This is a genomic window from Methylobacterium carpenticola (assembly GCF_042748905.1).
In the GTDB taxonomy this organism is placed as follows: domain Bacteria; phylum Pseudomonadota; class Alphaproteobacteria; order Rhizobiales; family Beijerinckiaceae; genus Methylobacterium; species Methylobacterium carpenticola.
The window spans coordinates 3,309,630-3,333,265 of sequence record NZ_JBHZEO010000001.1 but is presented as its reverse complement, the minus strand read 5'-3'; the positions used below and the strand labels follow the sequence as shown (position 1 = coordinate 3,333,265).

Annotated in this window: 29 protein-coding genes; 18 read left to right on the top strand and 11 right to left on the bottom strand. The window is 71.3% G+C overall.

Features of this window, described 5'->3' with window-relative positions:
- Positions 1-22 precede the first annotated feature (22 nt).
- A complete protein-coding gene (curA, locus tag ACE101_RS15705) occupies positions 23-1,036 on the bottom strand; it encodes an NADPH-dependent curcumin/dihydrocurcumin reductase (RefSeq protein ID WP_379131117.1) in 1,014 nt (337 codons plus the stop codon).
- A 543-nt stretch (positions 1,037-1,579) separates the two neighbouring features.
- On the opposite strand from curA, the gene ACE101_RS15700 reads away from it, so the two are divergent.
- Both ACE101_RS15700 and ACE101_RS15695 read left to right on the top strand, forming a co-directional pair.
- A complete protein-coding gene (locus ACE101_RS15700) occupies positions 1,580-1,888 on the top strand; it encodes a hypothetical protein (protein WP_379131115.1) in 309 nt (102 codons plus the stop codon).
- Between the two features lie 90 nt (positions 1,889-1,978).
- Positions 1,979-2,386 (top strand): DUF4174 domain-containing protein, encoded by a 408-nt coding sequence (locus ACE101_RS15695; protein WP_379131112.1) that lies wholly within the window; start codon positions 1,979-1,981, stop codon positions 2,384-2,386.
- A gap of 34 nt (positions 2,387-2,420) precedes the next feature.
- Here the strand turns inward: ACE101_RS15695 and ACE101_RS15690 are convergent, their stop codons facing one another.
- Positions 2,421-2,966, bottom strand: coding sequence for a hypothetical protein (locus ACE101_RS15690; RefSeq protein ID WP_379131110.1), 546 nt, complete (start codon positions 2,964-2,966; stop codon positions 2,421-2,423).
- 163 nt (positions 2,967-3,129) lie between these two features.
- Between ACE101_RS15690 and ACE101_RS15685 the strand changes: the two genes are divergently transcribed.
- Genes ACE101_RS15685 through ACE101_RS15665 form a run of 5 tightly spaced genes read left to right on the top strand, consistent with a single transcriptional unit; the run spans position 3,130 to position 5,921 of the window.
- Positions 3,130-3,876, top strand: coding sequence for a phosphodiester glycosidase family protein (locus ACE101_RS15685; protein WP_379131107.1), 747 nt, complete (start codon positions 3,130-3,132; stop codon positions 3,874-3,876).
- A gap of 45 nt (positions 3,877-3,921) precedes the next feature.
- Positions 3,922-4,422: a pantetheine-phosphate adenylyltransferase gene (coaD, locus tag ACE101_RS15680; RefSeq protein WP_379131105.1), complete on the top strand. Its 501-nt coding sequence runs from the start codon at positions 3,922-3,924 to the stop codon at positions 4,420-4,422.
- Positions 4,423-4,461: 39 nt separating this feature from the next.
- Entirely contained in the window at positions 4,462-5,001 is a 540-nt protein-coding gene (locus ACE101_RS15675) for a peptidylprolyl isomerase (RefSeq protein WP_379131103.1), read from the top strand.
- Positions 4,991-5,470 (top strand): UCP034077 family protein, encoded by a 480-nt coding sequence (locus tag ACE101_RS15670; RefSeq protein ID WP_379131100.1) that lies wholly within the window; start codon positions 4,991-4,993, stop codon positions 5,468-5,470. Before ACE101_RS15675 ends, ACE101_RS15670 begins: the two co-directional genes overlap by 11 nt.
- Positions 5,463-5,921 carry a peptidylprolyl isomerase gene (locus tag ACE101_RS15665; protein ID WP_379131098.1) on the top strand — a complete coding sequence of 153 codons (459 nt, stop codon included), beginning with the start codon at positions 5,463-5,465 and terminating at the stop codon, positions 5,919-5,921. Before ACE101_RS15670 ends, ACE101_RS15665 begins: the two co-directional genes overlap by 8 nt.
- 123 nt (positions 5,922-6,044) lie before the next feature.
- Here ACE101_RS15665 and ACE101_RS15660 read toward each other — a convergent pair whose 3' ends face one another.
- Positions 6,045-6,713 (bottom strand): LON peptidase substrate-binding domain-containing protein, encoded by a 669-nt coding sequence (locus ACE101_RS15660; RefSeq protein ID WP_379131096.1) that lies wholly within the window; start codon positions 6,711-6,713, stop codon positions 6,045-6,047.
- 64 nt (positions 6,714-6,777) lie between these two features.
- Positions 6,778-7,686, bottom strand: a complete 909-nt coding sequence (gene trxA, locus ACE101_RS15655; RefSeq protein WP_379131094.1) for a thioredoxin — start codon at positions 7,684-7,686, stop codon at positions 6,778-6,780.
- A 239-nt stretch (positions 7,687-7,925) separates the two neighbouring features.
- Here trxA and ACE101_RS15650 point away from each other — a divergent pair, with 239 nt between their 5' ends.
- A complete protein-coding gene (locus ACE101_RS15650) occupies positions 7,926-9,683 on the top strand; it encodes an ABC transporter ATP-binding protein (protein ID WP_379131091.1) in 1,758 nt (585 codons plus the stop codon).
- Between the two features lie 155 nt (positions 9,684-9,838).
- Positions 9,839-10,822 carry a cysteine synthase A gene (gene cysK, locus ACE101_RS15645; protein ID WP_379131089.1) on the top strand — a complete coding sequence of 328 codons (984 nt, stop codon included), beginning with the start codon at positions 9,839-9,841 and terminating at the stop codon, positions 10,820-10,822.
- A gap of 52 nt (positions 10,823-10,874) precedes the next feature.
- Here the strand turns inward: cysK and ACE101_RS15640 are convergent, their stop codons facing one another.
- Positions 10,875-11,165: a hypothetical protein gene (locus ACE101_RS15640; protein ID WP_379131087.1), complete on the bottom strand. Its 291-nt coding sequence runs from the start codon at positions 11,163-11,165 to the stop codon at positions 10,875-10,877.
- A 219-nt stretch (positions 11,166-11,384) separates the two neighbouring features.
- Here ACE101_RS15640 and ACE101_RS15635 point away from each other — a divergent pair, with 219 nt between their 5' ends.
- The 4 genes from ACE101_RS15635 to ACE101_RS15620 are packed head-to-tail and all read left to right on the top strand — an operon-like array spanning position 11,385 to position 13,290.
- Positions 11,385-11,738, top strand: a complete 354-nt coding sequence (locus tag ACE101_RS15635) for a hypothetical protein (protein WP_379131085.1) — start codon at positions 11,385-11,387, stop codon at positions 11,736-11,738.
- On the top strand, positions 11,735-11,920 hold the full coding sequence (locus ACE101_RS15630) for a hypothetical protein (protein WP_379131083.1): 186 nt from the start codon (positions 11,735-11,737) through the stop codon (positions 11,918-11,920). Before ACE101_RS15635 ends, ACE101_RS15630 begins: the two co-directional genes overlap by 4 nt.
- A 58-nt stretch (positions 11,921-11,978) precedes the next feature.
- Positions 11,979-12,584: a sulfite oxidase-like oxidoreductase gene (locus ACE101_RS15625; RefSeq protein WP_379131081.1), complete on the top strand. Its 606-nt coding sequence runs from the start codon at positions 11,979-11,981 to the stop codon at positions 12,582-12,584.
- 1 nt (position 12,585) lies between these two features.
- Complete coding sequence (locus ACE101_RS15620) at positions 12,586-13,290, top strand: FAD-binding oxidoreductase (protein ID WP_379131079.1); 705 nt, start codon at positions 12,586-12,588, stop codon at positions 13,288-13,290.
- Between the two features lie 410 nt (positions 13,291-13,700).
- Here the strand turns inward: ACE101_RS15620 and ACE101_RS15615 are convergent, their stop codons facing one another.
- On the bottom strand, positions 13,701-15,098 hold the full coding sequence (locus tag ACE101_RS15615) for an FAD-binding oxidoreductase (protein WP_379131077.1): 1,398 nt from the start codon (positions 15,096-15,098) through the stop codon (positions 13,701-13,703).
- Between the two features lie 152 nt (positions 15,099-15,250).
- Between ACE101_RS15615 and ACE101_RS15610 the strand changes: the two genes are divergently transcribed.
- Entirely contained in the window at positions 15,251-16,285 is a 1,035-nt protein-coding gene (locus tag ACE101_RS15610; protein ID WP_379131075.1) for a phosphotransferase family protein, read from the top strand.
- Between the two features lie 37 nt (positions 16,286-16,322).
- Here the strand turns inward: ACE101_RS15610 and ACE101_RS15605 are convergent, their stop codons facing one another.
- Complete coding sequence (locus ACE101_RS15605) at positions 16,323-16,520, bottom strand: hypothetical protein (protein ID WP_379131073.1); 198 nt, start codon at positions 16,518-16,520, stop codon at positions 16,323-16,325.
- Positions 16,521-16,633: 113 nt separating this feature from the next.
- A complete protein-coding gene (locus tag ACE101_RS15600; RefSeq protein WP_379131070.1) occupies positions 16,634-17,212 on the bottom strand; it encodes a MarR family winged helix-turn-helix transcriptional regulator in 579 nt (192 codons plus the stop codon).
- Positions 17,213-17,406: 194 nt separating this feature from the next.
- On the opposite strand from ACE101_RS15600, the gene ACE101_RS15595 reads away from it, so the two are divergent.
- The 3 genes from ACE101_RS15595 (at position 17,407) to ACE101_RS15585 (ending at position 21,005) form a co-directional block, all read left to right on the top strand.
- The gene (locus ACE101_RS15595) at positions 17,407-18,228 is read left to right on the top strand and encodes a creatininase family protein (protein WP_379131067.1); all 822 of its coding nucleotides are present in this window, start codon (positions 17,407-17,409) and stop codon (positions 18,226-18,228) included.
- Between the two features lie 64 nt (positions 18,229-18,292).
- On the top strand, positions 18,293-19,255 hold the full coding sequence (locus tag ACE101_RS15590; RefSeq protein ID WP_379131065.1) for a CobW family GTP-binding protein: 963 nt from the start codon (positions 18,293-18,295) through the stop codon (positions 19,253-19,255).
- 154 nt (positions 19,256-19,409) lie between these two features.
- Positions 19,410-21,005, top strand: coding sequence for an adenylate/guanylate cyclase domain-containing protein (locus ACE101_RS15585; RefSeq protein WP_379131062.1), 1,596 nt, complete (start codon positions 19,410-19,412; stop codon positions 21,003-21,005).
- An 82-nt stretch (positions 21,006-21,087) separates the two neighbouring features.
- Here the strand turns inward: ACE101_RS15585 and ACE101_RS15580 are convergent, their stop codons facing one another.
- Both ACE101_RS15580 and ACE101_RS15575 read right to left on the bottom strand, forming a co-directional pair.
- The gene (locus ACE101_RS15580) at positions 21,088-21,648 is read right to left on the bottom strand and encodes a ComEA family DNA-binding protein (protein WP_379131060.1); all 561 of its coding nucleotides are present in this window, start codon (positions 21,646-21,648) and stop codon (positions 21,088-21,090) included.
- A 119-nt stretch (positions 21,649-21,767) separates the two neighbouring features.
- Positions 21,768-22,511 carry a Crp/Fnr family transcriptional regulator gene (locus tag ACE101_RS15575; RefSeq protein ID WP_379131058.1) on the bottom strand — a complete coding sequence of 248 codons (744 nt, stop codon included), beginning with the start codon at positions 22,509-22,511 and terminating at the stop codon, positions 21,768-21,770.
- Between the two features lie 545 nt (positions 22,512-23,056).
- Here ACE101_RS15575 and ACE101_RS15570 point away from each other — a divergent pair.
- The gene (locus ACE101_RS15570; RefSeq protein ID WP_379131057.1) at positions 23,057-23,332 is read left to right on the top strand and encodes a hypothetical protein; all 276 of its coding nucleotides are present in this window, start codon (positions 23,057-23,059) and stop codon (positions 23,330-23,332) included.
- Positions 23,333-23,374: 42 nt separating this feature from the next.
- Here the strand turns inward: ACE101_RS15570 and ACE101_RS15565 are convergent, their stop codons facing one another.
- A complete protein-coding gene (locus ACE101_RS15565; RefSeq protein WP_379131055.1) occupies positions 23,375-23,626 on the bottom strand; it encodes a hypothetical protein in 252 nt (83 codons plus the stop codon).
- Positions 23,627-23,636 lie beyond the last annotated feature (10 nt).

Genomic DNA, 23,636 nt, shown 5'->3' with positions numbered 1-23,636 from the left:
GCCCGCGCCGGCCGGGCAGCGTTCAGAGCTTCACGACGAGCTTGCCGAAGTTGCGGCCCTTGAGCAGGCCGATGAAGGCCTCGGGCGCCTGCTCCAGGCCCTCGACGATGTCCTCGCGGTAGCGGATGCGGCCTTCGCGCAGCCAGCCCGCCACGTCGCGCAGGAAGTCCGGCTCCTGCTCGGCGAAGTCCCAGACGATGAAGCCGCGGAAGGTGAGCCGCTTGCTCAGGGTGGCGCGCATCAGGGCGGGCACCCGGTCGGGGCCCGGGGGCAGCTCCGTCATGTTGTAGTTCGCCACGAGCCCGCAGACCGGAATGCGGGCGAAGTCGTTGAGGAGCGGCAGCACCGCATCGAACACCGCGCCGCCGACATTCTCGAAATAGACGTCGATGCCCTGCGGGCAGGCCTCCGCCAGAGCCGTGGGCAGATCGTCGCCGCGATGGTCGACGGCCGCGTCGAAGCCCAGCTCCTCGGTGAGATGGCGGCACTTGTCCGCCCCGCCCGCGATGCCGACCGTCCGCGCGCCCTTGAGCTTGGCGATCTGTCCGACCAGGGAGCCCACCGGCCCGGTCGCGGCGGCGACCACCACGGTCTCGCCGGGCTTGGGCGCCCCGATGGTCAGGAGGCCCGTATAGGCCGTCATCCCGGGCATGCCGAGCACGCCGAGCGCCGTCGTCACCGGGGCGACGGCGGGATCGAGCTTGCGCAGGCCCTGGCCGTTCGACACCGCGAAATCCTGCCAGCCGCCATAGGCGAGCACGAGGTCGCCCTCCGCGAAGCCGGGATGATGGGAGGCGACCACCTCGGAGACGGTGCCGCCCACCATCACGTCGTTGATCTCGACCGGCTTGGCGTAGGACTTCGCCGCACTCATCCGGCCGCGCATGTAGGGATCGAGCGAGAGGTAGCGGTTGCGCAGCAGCACCTCGCCGTCGCGCGCCACCGGGACGGTGCTCCGCTCCAGCCGGAAATGCGCCGGGGTCGGCTCGCCGTGGGGGCGGGATGCGAGGACGATGCGGCGGTTGGTGTCGGACATGCGCGGTCTCCCTGACAGGTCGGTTCGGGCCATGCCGGTTCGGCCGGCCGGGACGGCGGCGCCGCGGCCCGGTGGCGCCGCTTGCCGCGGCGCCCGGCTCCGCCTGCGGCGCTTGGCTTGCCTGCGGCGCTTCGGCTCGCCTGCGGCGCTCGGCCATGCCTGCGGCGCTCGGCCATGCCTGCGGCACTTGGCGCGCTGATGGCAAGCGTCAATGACGGGGCGGGGCGTCGCCGACGCGGCCACGCAGCCCGGGTGCCGCAAGGTTCACGGCCTGCTCGCGGCTTCTCATCCCGGGCATGATCACGAAATGTGCGGTTCGGCACCAAAGCCTGGAAGTCGTTCTTGCCAGCTTACGGAGCCGTTCCATGTGAATGGCACTGCAAGCACGGATGCGGTGCCGGATCACGGGGCTGGGTGGCTGAGAAGATCGGACCGCCCCCTGCGTTATCGGAATGACGTTCCTGATGAGGCGGGGGCGAATGCGGTCACGCGGCCGGCCGGAACTTGAGACGGTGCGACATCCTCACGATCGGAGCGACTGACATGACGATGACCTATCTGGCCGCCGGCTTCGGCGCGCTGATGATCGCCGCGGCAGCCGGCATCTCGGGCGCGTCCGCGGCCCCGGCCATGCCGGCCCCGGGCCTCGTCGAGGGTTACGGGACGGGCGAGCCCGCCGCCTATCGGCGCCATCACCGCCGCTACCGCCACGATCACCGCCAGCGTGACCTGCATCGCCGCAACCGGGCGTGGCGCAACAACATGATCCACGGCGATCCGAACGCCCGCAACCCGTCGCGGCCGGGGTATCAGCAGCAGCGCGGCAATACCTCCGGCGGCCCGCGCTTCTGACCGGCCTCCGTCCGGGGTGGGGTGGAGGGCATCGACCGGATGCCCTCCCGTCCTATCTCCCCGGGTGATCCGAACTTCGCGAGGTCGACGATGGTTCTGAACGCCATGATGCAGGCGGCGCTGGCCACGGCCGTGATCGCCGCCCCGGCCGGCGCCGCGCCGCTCGACCGTCACCGCTGGACGTCGCGGGTTCTGGTGATCGCGGCCGATGCCGGGGATTCGCGGGTGCTGCGCCAGCGCCGCATCGTGGAGGAGGCCCGCGCCGGCCTGCGGGAGCGGGATCTCGTCGTGGTCGAGGCCATCGGGCGGGACGCCGAGGCCATGGCCGTCCGGCGCAGCCTGTCGCTGCCGGCGGATGGTTTCCGGACCGTCCTCGTCGGCAAGGATGGCGGCGCCAAGCTCGCGTCCGAGGAGCCGATCGCCGCGGACACGCTGTTCGCCACGATCGACGCGATGCCCATGCGCCGCGACGAGGCCGCGCAGCGCAGGGCACGGTGAACGGGGCCGCCCGGGCCGCCCCGCCGGGATGCCGTCAGTAGCAGCGGGTCACGAGCACGCGCTGGTAGCCGTAGGGCGTCCAGCGCACGCGCGGCACTTGGTAGCAGCCGCCGTCGCCGTAATAGTCGCCGTAGCCGTAGCCGGCCGGATAGTAGCCGCCGTAATAGCCGCCATAGCCGTAATACGGATAGGTCGAGGCCGCTGCGAGCCCGAGACCCAGGCCGAGGCCGAGACCCGCCGCGCCGTAACCCCAGCCCCCGCGATAGCCCCAGCCGCCGCCGCGCCAGCCATAGCCACCACCGCGCCAGCCCGCGCCGCGCCAACCATAGCCGCCCGCGAAGCCCGGACGGCCGAAGCCGCCGCCGCGGAAGCCCCCGCCGAAGGCGCCGCCCCGGAAGCCGCCCCCGGCGAAACCACCGCGGAATCCGCCTCCGCCGAAGCCGCCGCCGCGGAACCCGCCACCCCCGAAGCCGCCGCCCCGGAATCCGCCGCCGCCGAAGCCGCCCCGCGCTTCCGCCATCGTGGGCACCAGCAGGAGCGCACCGACCATGGCCGCGGACGCCACCATCACCCGTTTCATGTCGCCATCTCCGAGTACGAGATCCCCCTGGGACAAGAACGCGGTCGGAGCGGTTTCGGTCCGCACTGCACAGGAACTTGATCGCGTGCTACCGAGCGTCGCCAAGCATGACCGTCGGTTCGCGCGAGCACGACCGGCGGCCGATACCGACAGGGCAGGGGACATGATGGGGCGCAACGGCTGCCTGCGGGCCGCTCTCGGATGCCTGATGCTGGTCTGGGCCGCGGCCGCCGCGGCCGCCCCGGGGCCTTGCGAGCCGGTGACGCACGAGGGCGAACGCTTCGTCGCCTGCACGGTCGACCTGCGCCGGGCGCGGGTGAAGCTGTTCTGGCGCGGCGCCGACGGGCTGCCCTACGGCTCCCTCGGCCGGCTCGCCTCCGCCCAGGGCCAGCGCCTCTCCTTCGCGATGAATGCCGGCATGTACGATCCGGATCTCGCGCCGGTCGGGCTCTACGTGGAGGACGGCCGCGAGGTGAAGGCGGCCAACACCGCGAACGGTCCCGGCAACTTCCATCTCAAGCCGAACGGCATCTTCTACGTCAGCGGCGACAAGGCCGGGGTGCTGGAGACGAGCCGCTACCTGCGGGCCCGGGTGAAGGCGGATTACGCCACGCAATCGGGCCCGATGCTGGTGATCGGCGGGCGCATCCACCCGAAGATCTCGACCAACGGCCCCTCGCTCAAGATCCGCAACGGCGTCGGCGTGAAGCCGGACGGGCACACGGCGGTCTTCGCCATCTCGGAGGCGCCGGTGACCTTCGGGGCCTTCGCGCGGCTGTTCAAGGACGGCCTGAACTGCCCGAACGCGCTGTTCCTCGACGGCAGCGTGTCGAGCCTCTACGCCCCCGCCCTCAACCGCTCGGACCTGAGCCGGCCCCTGGGGCCCCTCGTCGGCGCGGTTCCCCGCTGAGGCCCCGGTTTCCTTCTCCCACCCGATGCTCTACCTGGAGCCGCGATGAACCCGACCGCGCTCTATGCCGGATCCTTCGATCCGGTGACCAACGGCCACGTGGACGTGATCCGGCAGGCCTGCCGCCTCGTCGGGCGGCTCGTCATCGCCATCGGCGTCCATCCGGGCAAGACGCCGCTCTTCTCGGCCGAGGAGCGGGCGGAACTCCTGCGCGCCACCTGCGGCCCCGTCGCCGCCGCCGAGGGAGCGGCGCTCGAGGTCGTCACCTTCGACGATCTCGCCGTCTCGGCCGCGCGCCGGGTGGGGGCGAGCCTGTTCATCCGCGGCCTGCGCGACGGGACCGATCTCGATTACGAGATGCAGCTCGCCGGCATGAACGGCGCCATGGCCCCCGAGGTGCAGACCGTGTTCCTGCCCGCCTCCACGGGCGTGCGCCCGATCACCGCCACGCTGGTCCGCCAGATCGCCGCCATGGGCGGCGACGTGCGCCCCTTCGTGCCCGGCCTCGTTGCCGAGCGCCTGACGGCCCGTTTCGCCAAGCCCTGACGGGCCCGACCTCTCATCCGACCGAGAAGGACCTTTCCGATGACCCGCTGGCTCGTCGCCCTGGTGTTCACCGTCGCGGCCGCCTTCGGCGCCGCCGCGGCGCCGGACGCCAACACCGTCTATCTCGACACCAAGGACGGTCGCATCACCATCCAGCTGCGGCCCGACCTCGCGCCCAAGCACGCCGAGCAGATCAAGACGCTGGTCCGCCAAGGCTTCTACAACGGCGTGCCCTTCCACCGGGTGATCGACGGCTTCATGGCCCAGACCGGCGATCCGACCGGCACCGGCACCGGCAAGTCGAAGCTGCCCGATCTGAAGGCGGAGTTCACGCCGACCCCGTTCAAGCGCGGCACGGTGGGCATGGCGCGGTCGCAGGACCCGAACTCGGCGAACTCGCAGTTCTTCATCTGCTTCGGCGACGCCTCCTTCCTCAACAACCAGTACACGGTGGTGGGCGAGGTCACGGCGGGCATGAACGTCGTCGACAAGATCAAGAAGGGGTCGAGCAGCCAGAACGGCGCCGTGCCGAACCCCGACAAGATCGTGACCATGACGCTCGCCCAGGATGGCCGCTAAGCGCGGGCTCGCTCCCGCGATCCTCGCGGCGGCCCTCGTCGGAGCGGCGCCAGCCAGGGCGCAGTTCGACGACGAGTTCGGGGATCCGCCGGTCCTGTCGCTGCCGACGACCCTGCGGGCGACCGTGCGGGTGCCCGTCGACCGCGCCCGCCTCGTCTCGCCGGCCGACACGCTGGTCGAACTCTATCCGGCGCTCGCCGCCTGCTGGACCCCGCCCGCGGGACTCGGGCGGGCCCAGCTCACCCTGCGGCTCAGCCTCACGAGCGACGGGCGCCTGCAGGGGACCCCGCGCGTTACCTATGCCAGCGTGCCCGCCGAGCGGCGCGGCGCGCTCGTTTCCGCCACGCTCGACGCCCTGCGCGCCTGCACGCCCGTGCCGGTGACGGCGGGGCTCGGTGGTGCCATTGCGGGGCGGCCCATCGCCCTGCGATTCGTGTATTCCGGACCAAAGGAGACCCGGCATGAGTGATCAGAACACCCTCGTGATGGAGACGACGAAGGGCCGCGTCGTGATCCAGCTTCGCCCCGACCTCGCCCCCGGCCACGTGGAGCGGATCCGCACCCTCTCGGAGCAAGGCTTCTACGACGGCGTGCCGTTCCACCGGGTGATCGACGGCTTCATGGCCCAGACCGGCGACCCGACCGGCACCGGCACCGGCGGCTCGGACCTGCCCGACCTGAAGGCGGAGTTCAACGCGGAGCCACACGTGCGCGGCACCTGCTCGATGGCCCGCACCAGCTTCCCGCACTCGGCGAACTCGCAGTTCTTCATCTGCTTCGCCGATGCCCGCTTCCTCGACCGCCAGTACACGGTGTGGGGGAAGGTCACCGAGGGCATGGAGATCGTCGATCAGATCAAGCGCGGCGAGCCCGTGCGCGATCCCGACAAGATCGTGTCCATGCGCGTCCAGGCCGCCTGAGGCGAGCCTCGCCCCTCTCCCACCCGGGAGAGGGGTTCTCCGATCCCATCATTTCCCGGCGTGTCCGCGAGCCGAAGCGGCGAATCCGCTCGCCCGGACGGGGGATGTCCCGAGCCCGTATCCCTATTGCAGGGTCGGCTCGGAGCCCGATCCGCGCACCAGCTCCATCTCGGTGACGGCGATCAGCACCTCGGCGCGGGTCTTCAGGTCGGCCGCCTCCAGCATCGCCTGTTTCTCGCGCGCGCCGAACGGGCTCATCATGCAGAGCGCGTTCACCAGCGCCTCGTTCGGCGCCTCCTCGATCCCGGCCCAGTCGACCTTGAGGTCGTTGGCCTCCACGAAATCCTTGAGCGCGCGCAGGACCCCCGCCCGGTCGACCGCCTCCTCGCCCGCCCGAGCCTGGAAATCCGCCGCGAACGGATCGAAGGTCACGCGGCACAGCCGGTAGGGCGTCGTGGTCGAGATCTCCTCCTCGATTCGGAAGCGGGCGATCCCGGTGAGCGAGATCAGGTAGCGCCCGTCCCCCGTCTCGGCGAACTGCGTGATGCGGCCGGCGCAGCCGACGCGGTAGAGCTTCGGCGCCAGCGAATGCTCGCTCGTCTCCGGATCCGGCTGGATCATGCCGATCACCCGCTCCGCGCGCAGCGCGTCGTCGACCATCGCGAGGTAGCGCGGCTCGAAGATGTTGAGCGGCATCTGGCCGCGCGGCAGCAGCAATGCGCCCGGCAGGGGAAAGACCGGAATCACGCCCGGGCAGTCAGCCGGGCCCCTGTAGGCCACGTTCATGCTCATCGCGCCGCTCCCGCCCCTGTCGCGGCCTGAAGGGCGCCCGCGGGCGCCCCGTCCGGCTCATCCCCTACGAGAACATCAGCGACGACAGTTTGCGCCGGCCCCGGATCGTCATCGGGTCCATCGGACCCCAGGCCTCGAAGAACTGCAGCAGCTGCTTGCGGGCGGCGTCCTCGTTCCAGGTCCGGTCCCGCCGCACGATCTCGATCAGGTGATTGACCGCGTCCTCCTGACGGCCCCGGGCGTTGAGCCCGAGCGCGAGGTCGAAACGCGCCTGATGGTCGGAGGGATCCGCCTCGATCCGGCGTTGCAGCGCGCCGAGATCGCCCAGCGAGGCGGCCTGCTCGGCAAGCTCGATCGCCGCGCGCACGCTCGCGATGGCCGGGTTCTTGGCGGCTTCGGGGGGCGCCGAATCGAGGAACTGGCGGGCGCCCTCGACGTCGCCCCGGTCGAGGACGAGCTTGGCGAGGGCCGCGATCGCCCCCGCATGGCCGGGCTCCTGGGCCAGGATCGCGCTGTAGATCTCGGCGGCGGCCTCGGCGTCGCCCTCCGCGGCGACCGCCTCGGCCTCGGCCATCAGATCCTCGACCGCGGTCGGGCCGAGGGGGCCGACGAGGCGCTCGATGAAGCCCTTGACCTGGCCCTCGGGCAGGGCGCCCATGAAGCCGTCGACGGGCTGGCCGCGCTGGAAGGCGATCACCGCCGGGATCGACTGGATGCCGAGCTGGCCGGCGATCTGGGGATGCTCGTCGATGTTCATCTTGACGAGCTTCACCTTGCCGCCGGCGTTCCTGACGGCCTTTTCCAGGATCGGCGTGAGCTGCTTGCACGGGCCGCACCAGGGCGCCCAGAAATCGACCAGCACGGGCTGCTGCATCGACTCCTGCATCACGTCCTGGCGGAAGCCGTTCGTGGTGGTGTCCTTGATCAGGGCATCCGCGGGCGTTGGGCCGGCCGCGGGGGTGTCGGTGAGCATGAAGACCTCGGGGAAACGACGGGCGTTTCGGCGACGCTGAACTGTCCGGGAAGACATGGGGTCGCGCCGCCAGCCTGACTAGTGCGCCCGCACTGCGACCGCCAAGCGAAATCCGCCAAGCGAAATCCGCCAAGCCTCGGAATCCGCCGAGCCTCGAAATCCGCATGCTTCCGCGCGGGCCCGCGGTCCCGGCCTGCGAAAGCTTGCCTCGCCGGCCCGGCCCGCGTACGCGCCTCCCCATGCGCACGCTGATCGACCTCGTCCGCGTGATGCGTCCGCAGGACCGGCGGCGCATCATCCTGATCGCCCTCGGCCTCGCCGTCGCGGGCCTGTTCGAGATCGTGGGCGTCGCCTCGGTGGTGCCGTTCCTCACCCTGGTGGGGGATCCGGCGGCGGCCTCCCGCATCCCGGTGGTGGGGCCGATCCGCGCCGCCCTCGGCCTCGCGGACGACCGCAGCTTCCTGTTGGCGACGGGCTTCGCCGCGCTCGCCGCGATCCTCACCACCAGCGTGGTCAATGCGGGGCTCACCTACGCGCAGCTCCTGTTCGCGCATCTCACCGGCTACGGCTTCGCGCGCCGGCTGCTCGCCCGCTACGTGACCCGCGACCGCCTGTTCTTCGCCCGCACCAACAGCGCGGAACTCGCCAAGAACGTGCTGAGCGAGACCGACCGGCTCGTGGTCGGGGTGCTGACGCCGAGCCTCGTCATGGCCTCGCGCTCGGTCTCGGCGGCGGCCGTCGCGCTCTTCCTCGTCGTCTACGCGCCCACCCTGGCGCTGATCCTCGGCGGCGGCTTCGGCAGCCTCTATGTCGGGCTCTACCTCCTGGTGCGGGCCCGGCTCGCCCGGCTCGGCGCCCGCGCCACCGCCGACAACGAGATGCGCTTCCGGGTGGTCCAGGAGACCTTCGGAGCGCTGACCGAATTGTCGCTCTACGGCCGGCTCCCTCCCTTCGTGAGGCGCTTCGACGCCCCCGCCCGCGCCTATGCGCGCGCCACCGCGGCGAGCCTGCTCACGGGGCAGGTGCCGCGCTTCGTCATCGAGGCGATCGCCTTCGGCGGGGTGATCGTGGTGGTGCTGTTCGCCCTCGCGCACGGGCTCGACACGGCCGGGCTGCTGCCGCTCCTCGGGCTGTTCGCCTTCGCCGGCTACCGCATGCTCCCGGCCTTCCAGAACATCTTCAACTCGGTCGCCCTGCTGCGCTTCTACCTGCCGGCGGTCGGCCAGCTCGTGGCCGAGCTCGCCCACGAGGAGCCGCTGCCGACGCGTCCGGCCGAGCGCCTGCCCTTCCGGGAGGCGATCCGCTTCGAGGGCGTCTCCTTCGCCTACGAGCCGGGGCGCCCGACCCTGCGCGGCATCGACCTCGTCATCGGCGCGAACACCACGGTGGGCCTCGTCGGCCGGACCGGATCCGGCAAGTCGACCCTGGTCGGCCTGCTCCTCGGGCTCCTCGCCCCCGGGGAAGGGACGATCCGGATCGACGGCGTGCCCCTCGATCCCCGCACGCTGCCGGCGTGGCAGAACCGGATCGGCTACGTGCCGCAGGACATCTTCCTCATCGACGGCAGCATCGCGCAGAACATCGCCCTCGGCATCGAGGAGCCGGATGCCGCCGCCGTCGAGCGGGCCGCCCGGCTCGCCGGCCTGCACGGTTTCGTGGCGACGCTGCCGGCGGGCTACGCCACCGGCGTGGGCGAGCGCGGGGCGCGCCTCTCGGGCGGCCAGCGCCAGCGCATCGGCATCGCCCGGGCGCTCTATCACGACCCCGACGTGATCGTGTTCGACGAGGCCACCTCCGCCCTCGACGGCGAGACCGAGGCCGCCGTGATGGCCGCCCTCTCCGCCCTGTCGGGCAGCCGCACCGTGGTGATGATCGCCCACCGGCTCACCAGCCTCGCCGGGGCCGATGTCGTTCACGTTCTCGACGGGGGGCGGGTCGCCGCCTCGGGCCCGCCGGCCCTCGTGCTGCCCGGGGCCGGCCTCGCCGCCACAGCGTGACGTGCGAGCCCCGGAAATCATCCCGGACCTCCTATTTCACAGTAAAAATATGTATGATCGACTATATCTCGACGCCATGTCGGATTTAGGCTAGGCGTGCTCGCGGAGCGGGGCATCGCGTCCCTGCGTCACCTCTGTCGCCCGGGAGATTCGACATGGCCGATGCTGCCACCACCGCCCTGGATACCGGCCGCAAGCCCGGCCACGGCCGCGTCTTCGGTTCGATCACCGAGACCATCGGCAACACGCCGCTCGTGCGCCTCAACCGCCTGCCCCAGGAGCGCGGCATCGAGGCCGAGATCCTGCTGAAGCTCGAATTCTTCAACCCGATCGCCTCCGTGAAGGACCGCATCGGCGTCAACATGATCGACTCCCTGGAGGCCTCCGGCGTCCTGAAGCCGGGCGGCACCCTGGTCGAGCCGACCTCGGGCAACACCGGCATCGCGCTCGCCTTCGTGGCGGCCGCCCGCGGCTATCGGCTGATCCTCGTCATGCCCGAGACGATGTCGATCGAGCGCCGCAAGATGCTGGCCTTCCTCGGCGCCGAACTCGTGCTCACCCCCGGCCCGCAGGGCATGAAGGGCGCCGTCGCCAAAGCCGAGGAACTCTTGAAGGAGATCCCGGGCTCGGTGATGCCCCAGCAGTTCAACAACCCGGCGAACCCGGAGATCCACCGCAAGACCACCGCGGAGGAGATCTGGAACGACACCCAGGGCCAGCTCGACGCCTTCGTGGCCGGCGTCGGCACCGGCGGCACCATCACGGGCGTCGGCCAGGTGCTGAAGCCGCGCCTGCCGCACCTGCGCGTGATCGCCGTGGAACCGGAGGATTCCCCGGTCCTGTCCGGCGGCAATCCCGGCCCGCACAAGATCCAGGGCATCGGCGCGGGCTTCGTGCCCAACGTCCTCGACCGCGGCGTGATCGACGAGGTGGTCACCGTCTCGAACCAGACCGCCTTCGAGACCGCCCGCCTGCTCTCGCGGCTGGAGGGCATCCCGGGCGGCATCTCCACGGGCGGCAACGTGGCGGCGGCTCTCGAGATCGCCGCGCGCCCCGAATTCAAGGGCAAGCGGATCGTCACCGTCGCCTGCTCCTTCGCCGAGCGCTACATCTCGTCGGCGCTGTTCGACGGCATCTGAGCCGGGCCGGCCCGGGCCTCCCGCTGGGGAGGCCCGGGTCCCGGACCGGTGCTCAGGCGACCAGCTCGGGCTTGCCGGTGCAGTCCGGCACCGCGCGCCGGAACAGGGCGGCGCAGCGCGATTCCCGATGCACGCTCAGGATCGAGGCCCGGTCGATATCCGGGTTCTCGTCCAGGATGCGGCGGACATCCTCCACCAACTGCCCGTAGCGGGCCGGATCGTAGCCGCTCTCCAGCGGGCTCACCGCGATATAGGCCTCGACCACCAGAACCTTCTCGGATGCCTCGCGCGTGACCTCCGCCGCGATCCAGGCGGATTTCACGAGTCGATTCGGCATGACCATGGCGCACCTCCAGATTGCTGGGCCGCTCTCCCGACGGCTTGTGTGCGGCCAGACTGCGACAAGCCGGATCGGGATGAAAGAGGGCTTGGCATCGTTTCGCTGCATTTTCGTTGCGGCAGCGCAATGCGCGCCATCGACCTTGGCCCCGGGCGGACCGCAACCTCATCCCGCGCCCGGAGTTGACTGCTGACATTCGCGGCCAGCATGAGGCATTCGATCATGGCGAAGACGGATCAGGCGCGGCCGTCGCTGCGCGACTTCGATCCCTATACGGATCGCAACGGCCAGGACATGGGCCAGGACAGCCCGCTCGACGTCGGCATCCCCTCGCGCACGCAGGAAGACCTGAAGAGCGATCCGAACTGGGACGCCCAGGTCGCACGCATCGCGTCGGACGATCAGCGGCTCGATTCCATCGGCGCGACCGATGCGAGCGAGCAGACCGCGCGGGAGACGCCCCCCGAGACGCTGCGGCGGATCAGCGATCCGAGCCCGCGTCCGGCCACCGAGGAGGCCATCGACCGGGCGACGGCCGCGGTCGGCCACGAGGACGAGCGGGGCTCGGGCCGATGAGCGAGCGGGATGCCGCGCCGGAACGGGAGCCCGCCCGACCGGCCCGCACCGACGCGCCGGTGAAGGCCGAGGACCTCAAGGGCGTCGCGGCGGTGCCGAAGGACGGCGGATCCGACGGCAACCGCTCGGGCGCCGATGCCACGGACCGGCAGGGCGACGAGGTCGATCCCGGGGCGGGCTGACGACTCGACGGGCGCGCGAGGCGGCGCCATCTTGGCGGGAGGCGACGAGGAGACCCTGATGACCACGCGCGGGTTCACGGGCCGGCGGCCGTCCCGGCCGGTCGAGGAGCGGCTGCCGCCCGGGCAGTACCTGACCGAGGATTTCCCGGTCCTGCAGCTCGGGCCGACCCCCCGCATCGACCTCGCCCGCTGGTCCTTCACCCTCTGGCAGGGCCCCAAGCCCCTGAAACGGTGGAGCTGGAGCGAGTTCGAGGCCCTGCCGCGCACCCGCTGGAGCGGCGACATCCACTGCGTCACCAAGTGGTCGAAGTTCGACACGGCCTGGGAGGGCGTGACCATCGACGACCTTCTCGCGGCGGCCGGCCTCGCGGCGCCGACCGCCTTCCTGCTCGCCGAGGGCTACGACGACTACACGACCAACGTGCCGGTCGCCGATCTCGTCGGCGGCAAGGGCATGGTGGCGACGCGCTACGCGGGCGAGCCGATCCCGCCCGACCACGGCGGCCCGGCCCGGCTGCTGGTGCCGCATCTCTACTTCTGGAAGAGCGCCAAGTGGGTGAAGGGGCTGCGCTTCACGCCCAAGGACGAGGCCGGGTTCTGGGAGCTGCGCGGCTACCACATGTACGGCGATCCCTGGCGCGAGCAGCGTTTCTCGGACGATTGAGGTGGCGTCGGCTTGGCAGGAGGCGGTGATCACGGCGGTCGCCGCCGAGACGCCGCGGGTGAAGCGCTTCACCGTCCGGCCCGACGCGCCCTTCCGCTTCCGCGCCGGGCAGCACGTCGACGTGCGGCTCACCGCGCCGGACGGCTATCAGGCCCAGCGCAGCTACTCCGTCGCCTCGGCGCCCGGGGACGAGGCGGGCTTCGACCTGATGATCGAGCGCCTCGACGACGGCGAGGTCTCGGGCTTCTTCGCCGACATCGCCGCGGTGGGGGACCGCATCGAGCTGCGCGGGCCGATCGGCGCCTTCACCTGGGAGGCGGGGCAGGGCGGTCCGCTCCTCCTCGTCGGCGGCGGCTCGGGCGTGGTGCCGCTGCTGTCGATGCTCCGCCATCGGGCCGCGGCGGCGCCCACGGTACCGGCGCTCCTCGTCTATTCGGCCCGCATCCCCGAGGAGGTGATCGCCCGCGACGAGCTGCTGCGGCGCGATGCGGAGGAGCCGGCCTTCCGGCTGATGCTCACACTCACCCGGATCCCGGGCGGGCGGCGCCTCGACGCGGCCCGCATGGCGGAGGCGCTCGCCCATCTGGGCATGCCGGCCCGGAGTTTCGTGTGCGGGAGCAACCCCTTCGTGAGCGCGGTGAGCGACCTTCTGGTCGATGCCGGCGTGGCTCCGGCGACGATCCGGACCGAGCGGTTCGGCGGGTAGGGGGTTCCCGGGCGGGCCGCCATCGATCGACGATCCGTTGGCCGAACCGACCCTGGAGAGCCGAACCCTCCTCATGCTGTGGGCACGTCAGCGTGAGGGATCGCGGCGAATTCCATGCCCTCCGTCGGGTCCTTGTAGTTCGTGTCCCGAATGATCGTTGGTTTGATGCTCGTCGGGGTGCGCGGAGCAGGGAGATTCTCTCATACGATTTCCGGTTGATTGCTTCGCAATGCGGAAATCGGCTTCGCTCAAGCGCCGCGCGGGCTTGCTGATACGCAATCCGCTTCGATCAAGCGGATTGCGTATCATACGGTTTCCGGATGATCGCTTCGCGATGCGGAAACCGGCCTCGCTCAGGCGCCGCGCGGGCTCGTGATACGGTTTCCGAAAGTGATCTTCCGGAAACCGTATCATTCCCGCCCCAGCACCTTGCCCGGGTTGAGCAGCCCCTCCGGATCGAGCGCGGCCTTGACCCGGCGCGCGAGCGCGATCTCGGCCGGTCGGCGGTGGCGGACCAGTTCCGCCACCCGGTACTGGCCGATGCCGTGCTCGGCCGAGATGCTGCCGCCGAACGCGTCCACCACGCCGTGCACCACGTGGTTGATCGTCTCGCCCGGCTGATCGGGCGCCGCCAGCACGTTGTAGTGGATGTTGCCGTCGCCCATGTGGCCGAAGGCATTGGCGCGCGCCCCGGGCAGCTGCTCCGCGAGAGCGCGGCCGGCCGCCGCCAGGAAATCGGGGATCGCCGCGATCGGCACCGAGACGTCGTGCTTCACGCCGCGGCCCTCCTTGGCCTCGGCCTCGGTGATGCCCTCGCGCAGGGCCCACAGGCCGGCCGCCTGCTGGCCGGATTCGGCGATCACGCCGTCGACCGCGTCCTCGCGCTCCAGAGCCGTCGCGAGCACGCCCTCCGCCGCCTCGCGGAGCGCCGGAAGGGAGGAGGCCGCCTCGATCAGCACGTACCAGTCCGCCGGCCCGAGCGGGTTGCGCGGCCCGCCATGGCGCGCGACGAGGTCGAGGGAGAGCCCCGAGATCAGTTCGAAGGCCTGGATCGCGTCGCCGAGTTCGTCCTGGGCCAGGGTGAACAGCCGCAGGGCCGCCGCGGGATCCGGCACCGCGAGCAAAGCCGTCGCCACGTGGCGCGGCCGGGCCGCGAGCCGCAGCACCGCCGCCGTCACGAGGCCGAGCGTGCCCTCCGAGCCGATGAAGAGCTGCTTCCAGTCGTAGCCCGCATTGTCCTTGCGCAGGGCCCGCAGGCCGTCGACGACGCTGCCGTCGCCGAGCACCACTTCGAGGCCGAGCACGTTGGCGCGGGTCATGCCGTAGCGCACGACGTTGAGCCCGCCCGCATTGGTGGCGATGACGCCGCCCACCATCGCCGAGCCCTCCGCCGCGAAGCTCACCGGCAGCAGGCGGTTGGCGGCGGCGGCGGCGTCCTGCGCGGTCTTCAGCACGCAGCCCGCCTCGGCGGTGAGCGTCAGGCCCACCGGATCGACGGCCCGGATCGCGTTCATGCGGGCGAGGGAGACCACCACCTGCGTCCCCGACCCGTCCGGCACCGCGCCGCCCGCGAGTCCGGTATTGCCGCCCTGCGGCACGATCGCGGCCCCGGCCTCGCGGCAGAGCCGCACCACGTCGGCGACCTCGGCCGTGTTCGCCGGCCGCGCCACGCAGGCCGGGCGGCCCGGGAACAGGTGCCGCCAGTCGATGGCGAAGGGCGCGACGTCGCTCGCGTCGGTGAGGAGGCCGCCCGGACCGAGACGGGCGGCGAGGCGCGCGACGAGATCCTGGGTCGTCTCGGGGCTCATCGGGGCGGTCTCCGGCGGGGTCAACGAGGGCCCGCCCTCGCGCGGATGCCGCCCGGCGTCAAGCGCCCCCTCCGAATTGCTGCGCTGCACGAATGACCCCGCCCGGCGCTTGGGGCATGGTCCCGCGGCGAGCCCCCGGATCACGGACACCCATGACAGCCCTGCCCGAGACCATCCCGGTGCGCGAGGCGCATCGCTTCCCCACCGAGGCGCTGGAGGCCTTCCTGGCCGGGCAGGGGGTCGGGCGCCTCACCGACCTGCGCCAGATGCGCGGCGGCCAGTCGAATCCGACCTTCCTCGTCGTCGCGGAGGCGGGGGAGTACATCCTGCGCAAGCAGCCGCCGGGCAAGCTCCTGCCCTCCGCCCACGCGGTCGACCGGGAGTTCCGGGTCCTGCAGGCACTGGCCCGCACCGACGTGCCGGTGCCGCAAGCGGTGGCGTTCTGCGCCGATCCGGCGGTGATCGGCACGCCGTTCTACCTGATGGAGCGGCTGCACGGGCGGGTGTTCTGGGATCCGGCCCTGCCGGAGCTGCCGCGCGAGGAGCGCGCGCGGATCTACTTCGCGATGAACGAGGCGCTCGCGCGGCTGCATCTGGTCGATCCGGCGGCGATCGGCCTGTCGGATTTCGGCAAGGCGGGCAACTACTTCCGCCGGCAGATCGACCGCTGGTCGGGCCAGTGGGCGGCCTCGAAGACCCGCGAGAACCCGGCGATCGACCATCTCGCCGCCTGGCTTCCCGCGCATATCCCGGAGGATGACGAGACCCGGATCTGCCACGGGGATTTCCGGCTCGACAACATGATCTTCCACCCGACCGAGGCGCGGGTGATCGGCATCATCGACTGGGAGCTGGCGACGCTCGGCCATCCGTTGGCCGACCTCGCCTACAATTGCATCGCCTACAACACCGACCCGGCGGTCTATCGCGGCATCCTCGGGCGCGACCTCGACGCGCTCGGGATCCCGAGCCAGGAGGCCTATGTGCGCCGCTACTGCGAGCGCACCGGCCGCAGCGACGGCATCACACCCTTCCACCTCGCCTTCGCGCTGTTCCGCCTCGCGGTGATCCTCGAAGGCGTGCTCGCCCGCGCCAAAGCCGGCAACGCGTCGAGCGCGGATGCGAGCGAGAAGGGAGCGCTCGGCATCGCGCTGGCCGAGCGCGGTTGGGAGCTGGTGCGCGGCTGAACGTCCCGCATCGCGCCAAGGTCGACCGCCTCCGTCCTCAGGCGGCGGCGCTGCCCTCGCCGCGCAGCCGCCGCCGCAGGCGGTTCACCCCGTAGATCGTCGCGAGCCGCAGGCGCGCGGAACGCACCGGCGTGTCGCCCCGTTCCGCCTGCACCTCGGCGATGATGCGCAGGGCCTCGGCCACGGAGCGTTCGAGGTCGGTCTCTCCCGAAGCCGCCGCTTGGCGTTCCAGCATCGGATCACTCCCCGTCTTTGTCCTTGGGGCGCGACCTGACCAGCCGATTCGGGCGGAGACGGGGCCGGACCGTGGCCGATCGGCAACGGTCCGGGGCGATCGTGTGGCGGGCCTCAATCCGAATCGGAGCCGCCGTCGTCGGCCTCCAGGCCGGCGCCGTCGAGATCGTCCTCCGGCTCGGGCGCGTCGAGCCCGGACGCCTCCGCGAGGCTGCGGGTGGCCCTGCGCAGGAGCTTGCGCAGGCGCCGCTTCTCCTTGTTGTCGAAGCCGTCCAGCATCTCGGCCTCGACCTCGTCCCAGATCCGGTCGATCGCCGCGGCCTTGGCGAGGCCGGCCTCGGTGAGGCGCACGCGCACGATGCGCCCGTCCGCGGCCTCCGTCCGGCGCTCGACGAAGCCGAGGGCGGCGAGCCGGGTCACGGTCTTGGAGGCGGTGGGGGGACGCACCCGCAGGGTCGCCGCGAGGTCGCCCATGGTCATGGCGCCCGCCGTGGCGAGCACCTGCACCACCTGCTCCTGTCCGGCGAAGAGGCCGAGGGCGGCGAGCCGGTCGCCGATCCGGGCGCGATGCATGCGCGCCGCCTGCACCAGGGCCCAGCCGACGCTCTTGGCGCCGGGCGGGCGCACCTTGGCGGATTTGCGGCGCGGCGCCTCATCGGCCTCCACGGGCGTCGCCTGCTCGGCCGGTACCATGCCACTCTTCCTTCGACGCGGGAGGCGGGTCGGATGCCTCCGCGACCGCCTGCGGGGACACTATAGCGCCATCTGCCGCCGCCCCGTGACGCTCCGATGACAGCCCGCCTCCGGTGCACAGCCCGTCTGCGGGCGGGGCGATAGGCGTCCGGCATCCGGGCCCCTAATCTGCCCGGACCGATCGGAGGACCCGCATGCCGGCCCGTTCCTGGCAGGATTTGACCACCGCGGAGATCCGCGCCCGCCCGCTCCACGATGCCATCGCGGTCCTGCCGGTGGCGGCGGTCGAGCAGCACGGGCCGCACCTGCCCCTCGGCACCGACGCGATCATCGCCGAGGGCTACCTCGCCCGCCTGCACCCCCTGGTGCCGGAGGATCTCGACGTGCTGATCCTGCCGGTCCAGGCGGTGGGCAAGTCCGACGAGCACCTGAGCTTCCCGGGCACCCTGACGCTCTCCGGCCCGACCGCGCTCACCGCCTGGGTCGAGATCGGCACCGCCGTGCACCGGTCCGGGTGCCGCAAGCTCGTCATCGTCACCTCCCACGGCGGCAACAGCGCGCTCATCGACCTCGTGGCGCTCGACCTGCGCCGCACCTGCGGGCTCGTCGCCGTCACCACGGCCTGGAGCCGGTTCGGCTACCCGCCGGGCCTCTTCCCGGAGGACGAGGTGCGGCACGGCATCCATGGCGGCGCCGTGGAGACCGCCCTGATGCTGGCCCTGCGCCCCGACCTCGTGCGCCGCGAGGCGGTGCGGGACTTCGTGCCGGCGAGCCGCGCCATGGAGCGGGACTTCACCCATCTGCGGGCAGGGCGGCCCGCCGCCCTCGCGTGGCTCGCCGAGGATCTCAACCCGGCCGGCGCCATGGGCGACGCGACCCTGGCGACGGCGGAGGCCGGCGAGGCCGCCCTCGCGCACGGCGCCCGCGCCTTCGCGGACCTCCTGCGCGACGTCGGCCGCGTCCGTCCATTCGGACCATCTTCGCCACCCGGACCACCCTCGCGGCCGGCGGATTGATACACTATATCATCGCCTCCTCCCGCCGCCCCGTGCCGGCGGCCCAGCCCCTCAGGTTCGCCGCATGTCGGACAAGATCCCCGTCACCGTGCTCACCGGCTATCTCGGCGCCGGCAAGACCACGCTCCTCAACCGCATCCTCACCGAGCCGCACGGCAAGCGCTACGCCGTGATCGTCAACGAGTTCGGCGAGATCGGCATCGACAACGACCTCGTGGTCGGCGCCGACGAGGAAGTGTTCGAGATGAACAACGGCTGCATCTGCTGCACCGTGCGCGGCGACCTCATCCGCATCATGGACGGCCTGATGAAGCGGCGGGGCAAGTTCGACGCGATCATCGTCGAGACGACCGGCCTCGCCGATCCGGCCCCCGTCGCCCAGACCTTCTTCGTCGACCAGGATGTCGGCGAGGCGGCCCGGCTCGACGCGGTGGTGACCGTGGCGGACGCCAAGTGGCTGTCCGAGCGCCTGAAGGACGCGCCCGAGGCCAAGAACCAGATCGCCTTCGCGGACGTGATCCTGCTCAACAAGGCCGATCTCGTCGACGAGGCCGGGCTCGCCGCGGTGGAGCGCCAGATCCGGGCCATCAACCCCTCGGCCGTCATCCACCGCACCGTGCAATGCGCCGTGCCCCTCGACGCCGTCCTCGACCGCAAGGCCTTCGACCTCGACCGGATCATGACCGTCGAGCCGGAATTCCTGGAGGAGGGCCACCATCATCACCACGCCGACGACATCCAGTCGGTCTCGGCGCGGCTGCCCGGCCCGGTCGATCCCAACAAGTTCATGCCCTGGATCTCGGATCTCACCCAGGTGCAGGGGCCGGACATCCTGCGCTGCAAGGGCATCGTCAGCTTCCCCGACGAGCCGCGCCGCTTCGTGTTCCAGGGCGTCCACATGATCCTCGACGGGGATCTCCAGGACGAGTGGGCGGCGGGGGACCCGCGCGAGTCGCGGGTGGTGTTCATCGGCCGCAACCTCGATCCGGAGCGGATCCGCGCTGGCTTCGAGGCGACGAAGGCCTGAGGCCCCCGCGCGGGCGGACGAGCCCGTCCGCCCGCTTCGGCTCCGGTCCGGCGCATGATTTTCGCCGCCGGACCGATGGCCACGCCGGCGAATGATGCTTAGACCGGGATCCGGTCGGGCGACGCTGGTCGCCGTCCCGGGACGGGGGCCGGACATGGCGGGTGCGAAGAAGGCCGCGGATGGTCAGGGGCGTCTGATGCCGCTCCTCGTGCTGGCGGTGTGCCTGGGGCTGCTCGGGCTGCCGGTCGCGGCATGGCTCGATCTCAGCGCCCTCTCCGAGCAGATCCTGCGCCAGCAGGCGAACGAGACCGGGCGGCTGATCAACGACGTGCGCGGCTTCTACGCCACCGAGGTGGTCGACCGCGTCCTCAAGGCCGACCGCCCCGTCAGCGTCACGCACGATTTCCGGGCCGAGCCCGGCGCGATCCCGATTCCCGCGACCCTGTCGATCGAACTCGGCCGCAAGATCAGCGACCGCGACGGGGCGGTGCGCTACCGCTTCGTCTCGGACCTGCCGTTCCGCAACCGGGAGGCGCAGGCCCTCGACGGCTTCGAGCGCGGAGCCCTCGGTTCCCTGCGGGCGGCCGCGCCCGAAGCCCGCGATCCGGTGGTGGAGGTCTCGGGCTCGATCTTCGACCGGCAGGTGCGCGTCGCGAGCCCGATCGTGATGGGGCCGGTCTGCGTCTCCTGCCACAACAGCCACCCGTTGAGCCCCAAGACCGACTGGAAGACCGGCGACGTGCGCGGGATCCAGGAGATCGCGATCCGCCAGCCGATCGAGGCGAACATCCTCGCCTTCAAGTTCCTGCTCGCCTACCTCGTGCTGGCGGCGGGCGCCGGCCTGGCGGTGATCCTGCTCCAGGGGCGGCAGGCGCGCCTGATCCGCGCCATGAACCGCGAACTCGCCACCGCCAACGACTTCCTCGCCGCGATCTCGCTCAAGATCGCCAAGTACCTGCCGCCGCAGATCTACCGGCGCATCTTCAGCGGCGAGAAGGACGTGGTGGTGCAGACCGAGCGCAAGAAGCTCACCATCTTCTTCTCGGACATCAAGGATTTCACCGCCTCGACGGAGCGGTTGCAGCCCGAGGAGCTGACCGCGCTCCTCAACGAGTACTTCACCGAGATGGCGGCCATCGCCGAGCGCCACGGCGGCACGATCGACAAGTTCATCGGCGACGCGATGCTGGTGTTCTTCGGCGATCCCGAGACGCTCGGCGTCAGGGGCGATGCCCGCGCCTGCCTCGTCATGGCGGTGGAGATGCAGCGGCGCCTGGGGCAGCTCAACGCGGAGTGGCGGCGGCGCGGCATCGAGATCCCGTTCCGCGCCCGCATGGGCATCAACACCGGCTATTGCAACGTCGGCAATTTCGGCAGCGACGACCGCATGGACTACACGATCATCGGGGCGGAGGCGAACCTCGCCGCGCGCCTCCAGGCGATCGCGGAGCCCGGCGGCATCATGCTGAGCTTCGAGACCTACGCGCAGGTGCGCGACGTGGTGCGGGCGGTGCCGCAGCCGCCGATCCGCATGAAGGGCATCAGCCGCGAGGTCGTGCCCTACGCGGTGGAGGGGCTGGCGGGTGAGCTCGCGACCGAGGCGACGGTGATCTCGGAGCACGCCGCCGGCCTCGACCTGTTCATCGATCTCGGCGCCCTCGACGATGCCGCAGCGGAGCGGGCGCGGCGACGCCTCGCCGAGGCGCTCCAGGCCCTCGATGCGCGTCCGGCCCGGCCGAGCGCCGCGTGATACGACAGCCGGAAGGCGTCGACCGGCTGTCGGATTCTGAGCCCGCGCGGCGCTTGAGCGGCGGAAACCGGATCCGGCGCGATCAGCGCACCGTCACCTGATCCCTGATGCGCTCGAAGACCGTGCGGCTGAGGATGCGCTTCGACAGCAGGTCCTGCGGCGAGCCGTAGGGCCGGCCGGCGATGATCGCCTTGCCGATGAGCCCGCCGCCGCGCAGGCCGTTGAGTTCGGCGAGCGTCGCGGTGTTGAGGTCGATGCCCCCCAGCGCGGCCGCGGCGGCCGGCGGCGGCTCCTCCGGGGCGGGCGCCGGGGCGGCGTAGGGAAGCGGCGCGGCGGCCGCCGTGGCGAGGGGCGTCGAGACCGGCGGCGCGAAGACCGGCGGCGGGGTGGGCGGCGCCGGCTCGGCCGCGGCCTCGGTGGCGGGCGGAACCGGATCGGGAAACAGCGGACGCGGGCGTGCCTCGCCGCCGCCCGCATAGACGGAGCGTACCGGTGCCTCGGGAGCGGGTGGCGGTGCCGCCTGCGTCGTCGGGGCCGGCTCGACCGGCGCGAGCCGTCCGGCAAGCGATTGCCAGACGCCCGCGAGCCCCGCGGCCAGGACCACGATGACGAGCACACGCGTGATGGCCGAGCCGGTCAGCATGACGGAAATCCAGGCATCTGGACTCCAGAGACGCGCGACGACGATGTCATTTTAGTGACGCGGGCGAACCGATGACGCAGGTGAGCGGGCTGCGGCCCGCCGAGACCTCTTGGGGCGCGTCAGGATTCGCCGGCTTCGGAGAGGTGACCCCGGCGCGGGAGATGCAGGTAGTTCCGGTTGAACAGGGCGGCCCGCTCCAGGGCATCCAGCCTGTGGATGGTCAGTTCCCGCCCCGCGACCGTGACGTAGCCGGTGTTGCGCAACTCCTGAAGGGTGCGGTTCACGTGGACCACGGAAAGGCCGATCGTGTCGGCGATCTCGCCCTGCGTCAGGGGAAGGTCGCAGCTGCTGCCGCGGGTGAGCCCGAGCGTCTGCATCCGCACGAACAATTCGCACAGGAGGTGGCCCAGGCGCTCGAAGGCGGTGCGCTGCCCGACATTGACCGTCCATTCCCGCTGGATCGATGCGGCGGTCATCGCATCCCGGTAAAGGGCCTGCATCAGGCGGGGGTGATCGCTCACCAGCTGGTCCGCGGCCTCGAAGGGAATCTCCGCGAGCGTAGTGGCCGTGACGGCGCCGATCGAGTGATCCATCTCGCGCAGGATCGATGCCCCAAGGTCACAGATGTCGCCGGGAAGCAGATAGGCGACGATTTGCCGGCGGCCATCTTCCAAGCTCTTGTAACGGCAAGCCCAGCCATCGAGGACGATGCTGATCGATTGCGGCCGATCGCCTTCCTGAATGATGTCGTCGCGGGCCCGTATCCTTCGGGTTCTAAGGCGCGTGACCGCATCGAGAGACTGCCTCTCCTCTGGTGTGAGAGGCCCGTAGTATTCGAGCTTCCGAATTAGATACTGAGACAAGGGGCGGATGACCTAGGCCGTGACGCCCGAGTGTGGTCATAAGTGCCCGCATTCGGATCTAACATAGGTTAAGGCATCGGCAGGGTTCGGCTCGTGCGAGGGCTTTTTTGGCCTCGGTCCCGGCCGCGGCGCGTCCGTGCGCCCGCTGGGCGGGTTTGGCAGGAAGGTGTTGCGGCGCGATCACAACGGCGCCCGAACCGAAAGCTCGGCCGCAGACGAGGGATTGTGATCCGCGCCGAGACTGGCAGGTTTGGGGCGAGAGGCGGCTTATAGTTCCGAGAGTGCGATGACCTCACACAGTTCGCCTGCGTCGTGGCACGGATCCGCGCCGGCACTGCCCGAGCTGGCAGGCGGCGGGGCCGTCCTGTCCCCCGGCGATCGACTGGTCGACGTTCTCTCTCCCGGCTTGCAAGCCGTCTTCGAAGGCTCCCTGGCGGAAGCGATGTCTTCCGATTTGGCCGGGAACCTCGCCCAACTCCTGGCGCGGCTCGACGGCGAGCCCGCGTCCCGCGCCCATGGCCCCACCCTGCGTCGTTAAGAGTCCCATGATCGAACCCGCTCCCGAACACACCCGCCTCCTCACCTTCCCGCAGGCGGTCTCCACCGCTCCGGCGGACGAGAACACGGCGTCGATGATCGAGGTGCTGCAGGAGCAGCTGCGGCTCGCGCGCGAGGGCAAGCTGCGCTCGGTGGCCGTCGTCTCGGTCTCCTCGGACGGCGCCGCGATCGGCACGCAATGGTCCTGCACCCACGGCGACATTTCGAGCCTGATCGGTAAGCTCACGGTGCTGGCCCACGACATGATGGCCGCCCGCAAGTAGCGGCCTCGTGCGATGCCCGGAACTCACCGTCCGGACATCGTCTCACCCCTTGCGAAGGCGCCGGGCATTGGCCCGCACCCGGCGCCGGTAGCCCTTCACGGCCCGCAGCCCGTTGCCGGCGCGGGCCGCCTCCGCGGCGGCCTCGATCTTCTCCGTCACCATGCGCCGGGCCTCGGTCTCGGCGGCCCGGCCGCCGCGGGCCATCAGCGCCAGCCGGAGGGCGACGACCTCACCGGCCTCCGCGGCGAGCCGCGCCGTTTCGAGCGTCAGCCGGACCCACGGCGCGATCATCATCGCATCGCCC

What these genes read in the sequence shown, in the direction of transcription:
- curA (WP_379131117.1), bottom strand. Translation starts at nt 1,036, where the DNA reads ATGTCCGACACCAACCGCCGCATCGTCCTCGCATCCCGCCCCCACGGC.
- ACE101_RS15700 (WP_379131115.1), top strand. Translation starts at nt 1,580, where the DNA reads ATGACGATGACCTATCTGGCCGCCGGCTTCGGCGCGCTGATGATCGCC.
- ACE101_RS15695 (WP_379131112.1), top strand. Translation starts at nt 1,979, where the DNA reads ATGGTTCTGAACGCCATGATGCAGGCGGCGCTGGCCACGGCCGTGATC.
- ACE101_RS15690 (WP_379131110.1), bottom strand. Translation starts at nt 2,966, where the DNA reads ATGAAACGGGTGATGGTGGCGTCCGCGGCCATGGTCGGTGCGCTCCTG.
- ACE101_RS15685 (WP_379131107.1), top strand. Translation starts at nt 3,130, where the DNA reads ATGATGGGGCGCAACGGCTGCCTGCGGGCCGCTCTCGGATGCCTGATG.
- coaD (WP_379131105.1), top strand. Translation starts at nt 3,922, where the DNA reads ATGAACCCGACCGCGCTCTATGCCGGATCCTTCGATCCGGTGACCAAC.
- ACE101_RS15675 (WP_379131103.1), top strand. Translation starts at nt 4,462, where the DNA reads ATGACCCGCTGGCTCGTCGCCCTGGTGTTCACCGTCGCGGCCGCCTTC.
- ACE101_RS15670 (WP_379131100.1), top strand. Translation starts at nt 4,991, where the DNA reads ATGGCCGCTAAGCGCGGGCTCGCTCCCGCGATCCTCGCGGCGGCCCTC.
- ACE101_RS15665 (WP_379131098.1), top strand. Translation starts at nt 5,463, where the DNA reads ATGAGTGATCAGAACACCCTCGTGATGGAGACGACGAAGGGCCGCGTC.
- ACE101_RS15660 (WP_379131096.1), bottom strand. Translation starts at nt 6,713, where the DNA reads ATGAGCATGAACGTGGCCTACAGGGGCCCGGCTGACTGCCCGGGCGTG.
- trxA (WP_379131094.1), bottom strand. Translation starts at nt 7,686, where the DNA reads ATGCTCACCGACACCCCCGCGGCCGGCCCAACGCCCGCGGATGCCCTG.
- ACE101_RS15650 (WP_379131091.1), top strand. Translation starts at nt 7,926, where the DNA reads ATGCGCACGCTGATCGACCTCGTCCGCGTGATGCGTCCGCAGGACCGG.
- cysK (WP_379131089.1), top strand. Translation starts at nt 9,839, where the DNA reads ATGGCCGATGCTGCCACCACCGCCCTGGATACCGGCCGCAAGCCCGGC.
- ACE101_RS15640 (WP_379131087.1), bottom strand. Translation starts at nt 11,165, where the DNA reads ATGGTCATGCCGAATCGACTCGTGAAATCCGCCTGGATCGCGGCGGAG.
- ACE101_RS15635 (WP_379131085.1), top strand. Translation starts at nt 11,385, where the DNA reads ATGGCGAAGACGGATCAGGCGCGGCCGTCGCTGCGCGACTTCGATCCC.
- ACE101_RS15630 (WP_379131083.1), top strand. Translation starts at nt 11,735, where the DNA reads ATGAGCGAGCGGGATGCCGCGCCGGAACGGGAGCCCGCCCGACCGGCC.
- ACE101_RS15625 (WP_379131081.1), top strand. Translation starts at nt 11,979, where the DNA reads ATGACCACGCGCGGGTTCACGGGCCGGCGGCCGTCCCGGCCGGTCGAG.
- ACE101_RS15615 (WP_379131077.1), bottom strand. Translation starts at nt 15,098, where the DNA reads ATGAGCCCCGAGACGACCCAGGATCTCGTCGCGCGCCTCGCCGCCCGT.
- ACE101_RS15610 (WP_379131075.1), top strand. Translation starts at nt 15,251, where the DNA reads ATGACAGCCCTGCCCGAGACCATCCCGGTGCGCGAGGCGCATCGCTTC.
- ACE101_RS15605 (WP_379131073.1), bottom strand. Translation starts at nt 16,520, where the DNA reads ATGCTGGAACGCCAAGCGGCGGCTTCGGGAGAGACCGACCTCGAACGC.
- ACE101_RS15600 (WP_379131070.1), bottom strand. Translation starts at nt 17,212, where the DNA reads ATGGTACCGGCCGAGCAGGCGACGCCCGTGGAGGCCGATGAGGCGCCG.
- ACE101_RS15595 (WP_379131067.1), top strand. Translation starts at nt 17,407, where the DNA reads ATGCCGGCCCGTTCCTGGCAGGATTTGACCACCGCGGAGATCCGCGCC.
- ACE101_RS15590 (WP_379131065.1), top strand. Translation starts at nt 18,293, where the DNA reads ATGTCGGACAAGATCCCCGTCACCGTGCTCACCGGCTATCTCGGCGCC.
- ACE101_RS15585 (WP_379131062.1), top strand. Translation starts at nt 19,410, where the DNA reads ATGGCGGGTGCGAAGAAGGCCGCGGATGGTCAGGGGCGTCTGATGCCG.
- ACE101_RS15580 (WP_379131060.1), bottom strand. Translation starts at nt 21,648, where the DNA reads ATGCTGACCGGCTCGGCCATCACGCGTGTGCTCGTCATCGTGGTCCTG.
- ACE101_RS15570 (WP_379131057.1), top strand. Translation starts at nt 23,057, where the DNA reads ATGATCGAACCCGCTCCCGAACACACCCGCCTCCTCACCTTCCCGCAG.
- ACE101_RS15565 (WP_379131055.1), bottom strand. Translation starts at nt 23,626, where the DNA reads ATGATGATCGCGCCGTGGGTCCGGCTGACGCTCGAAACGGCGCGGCTC.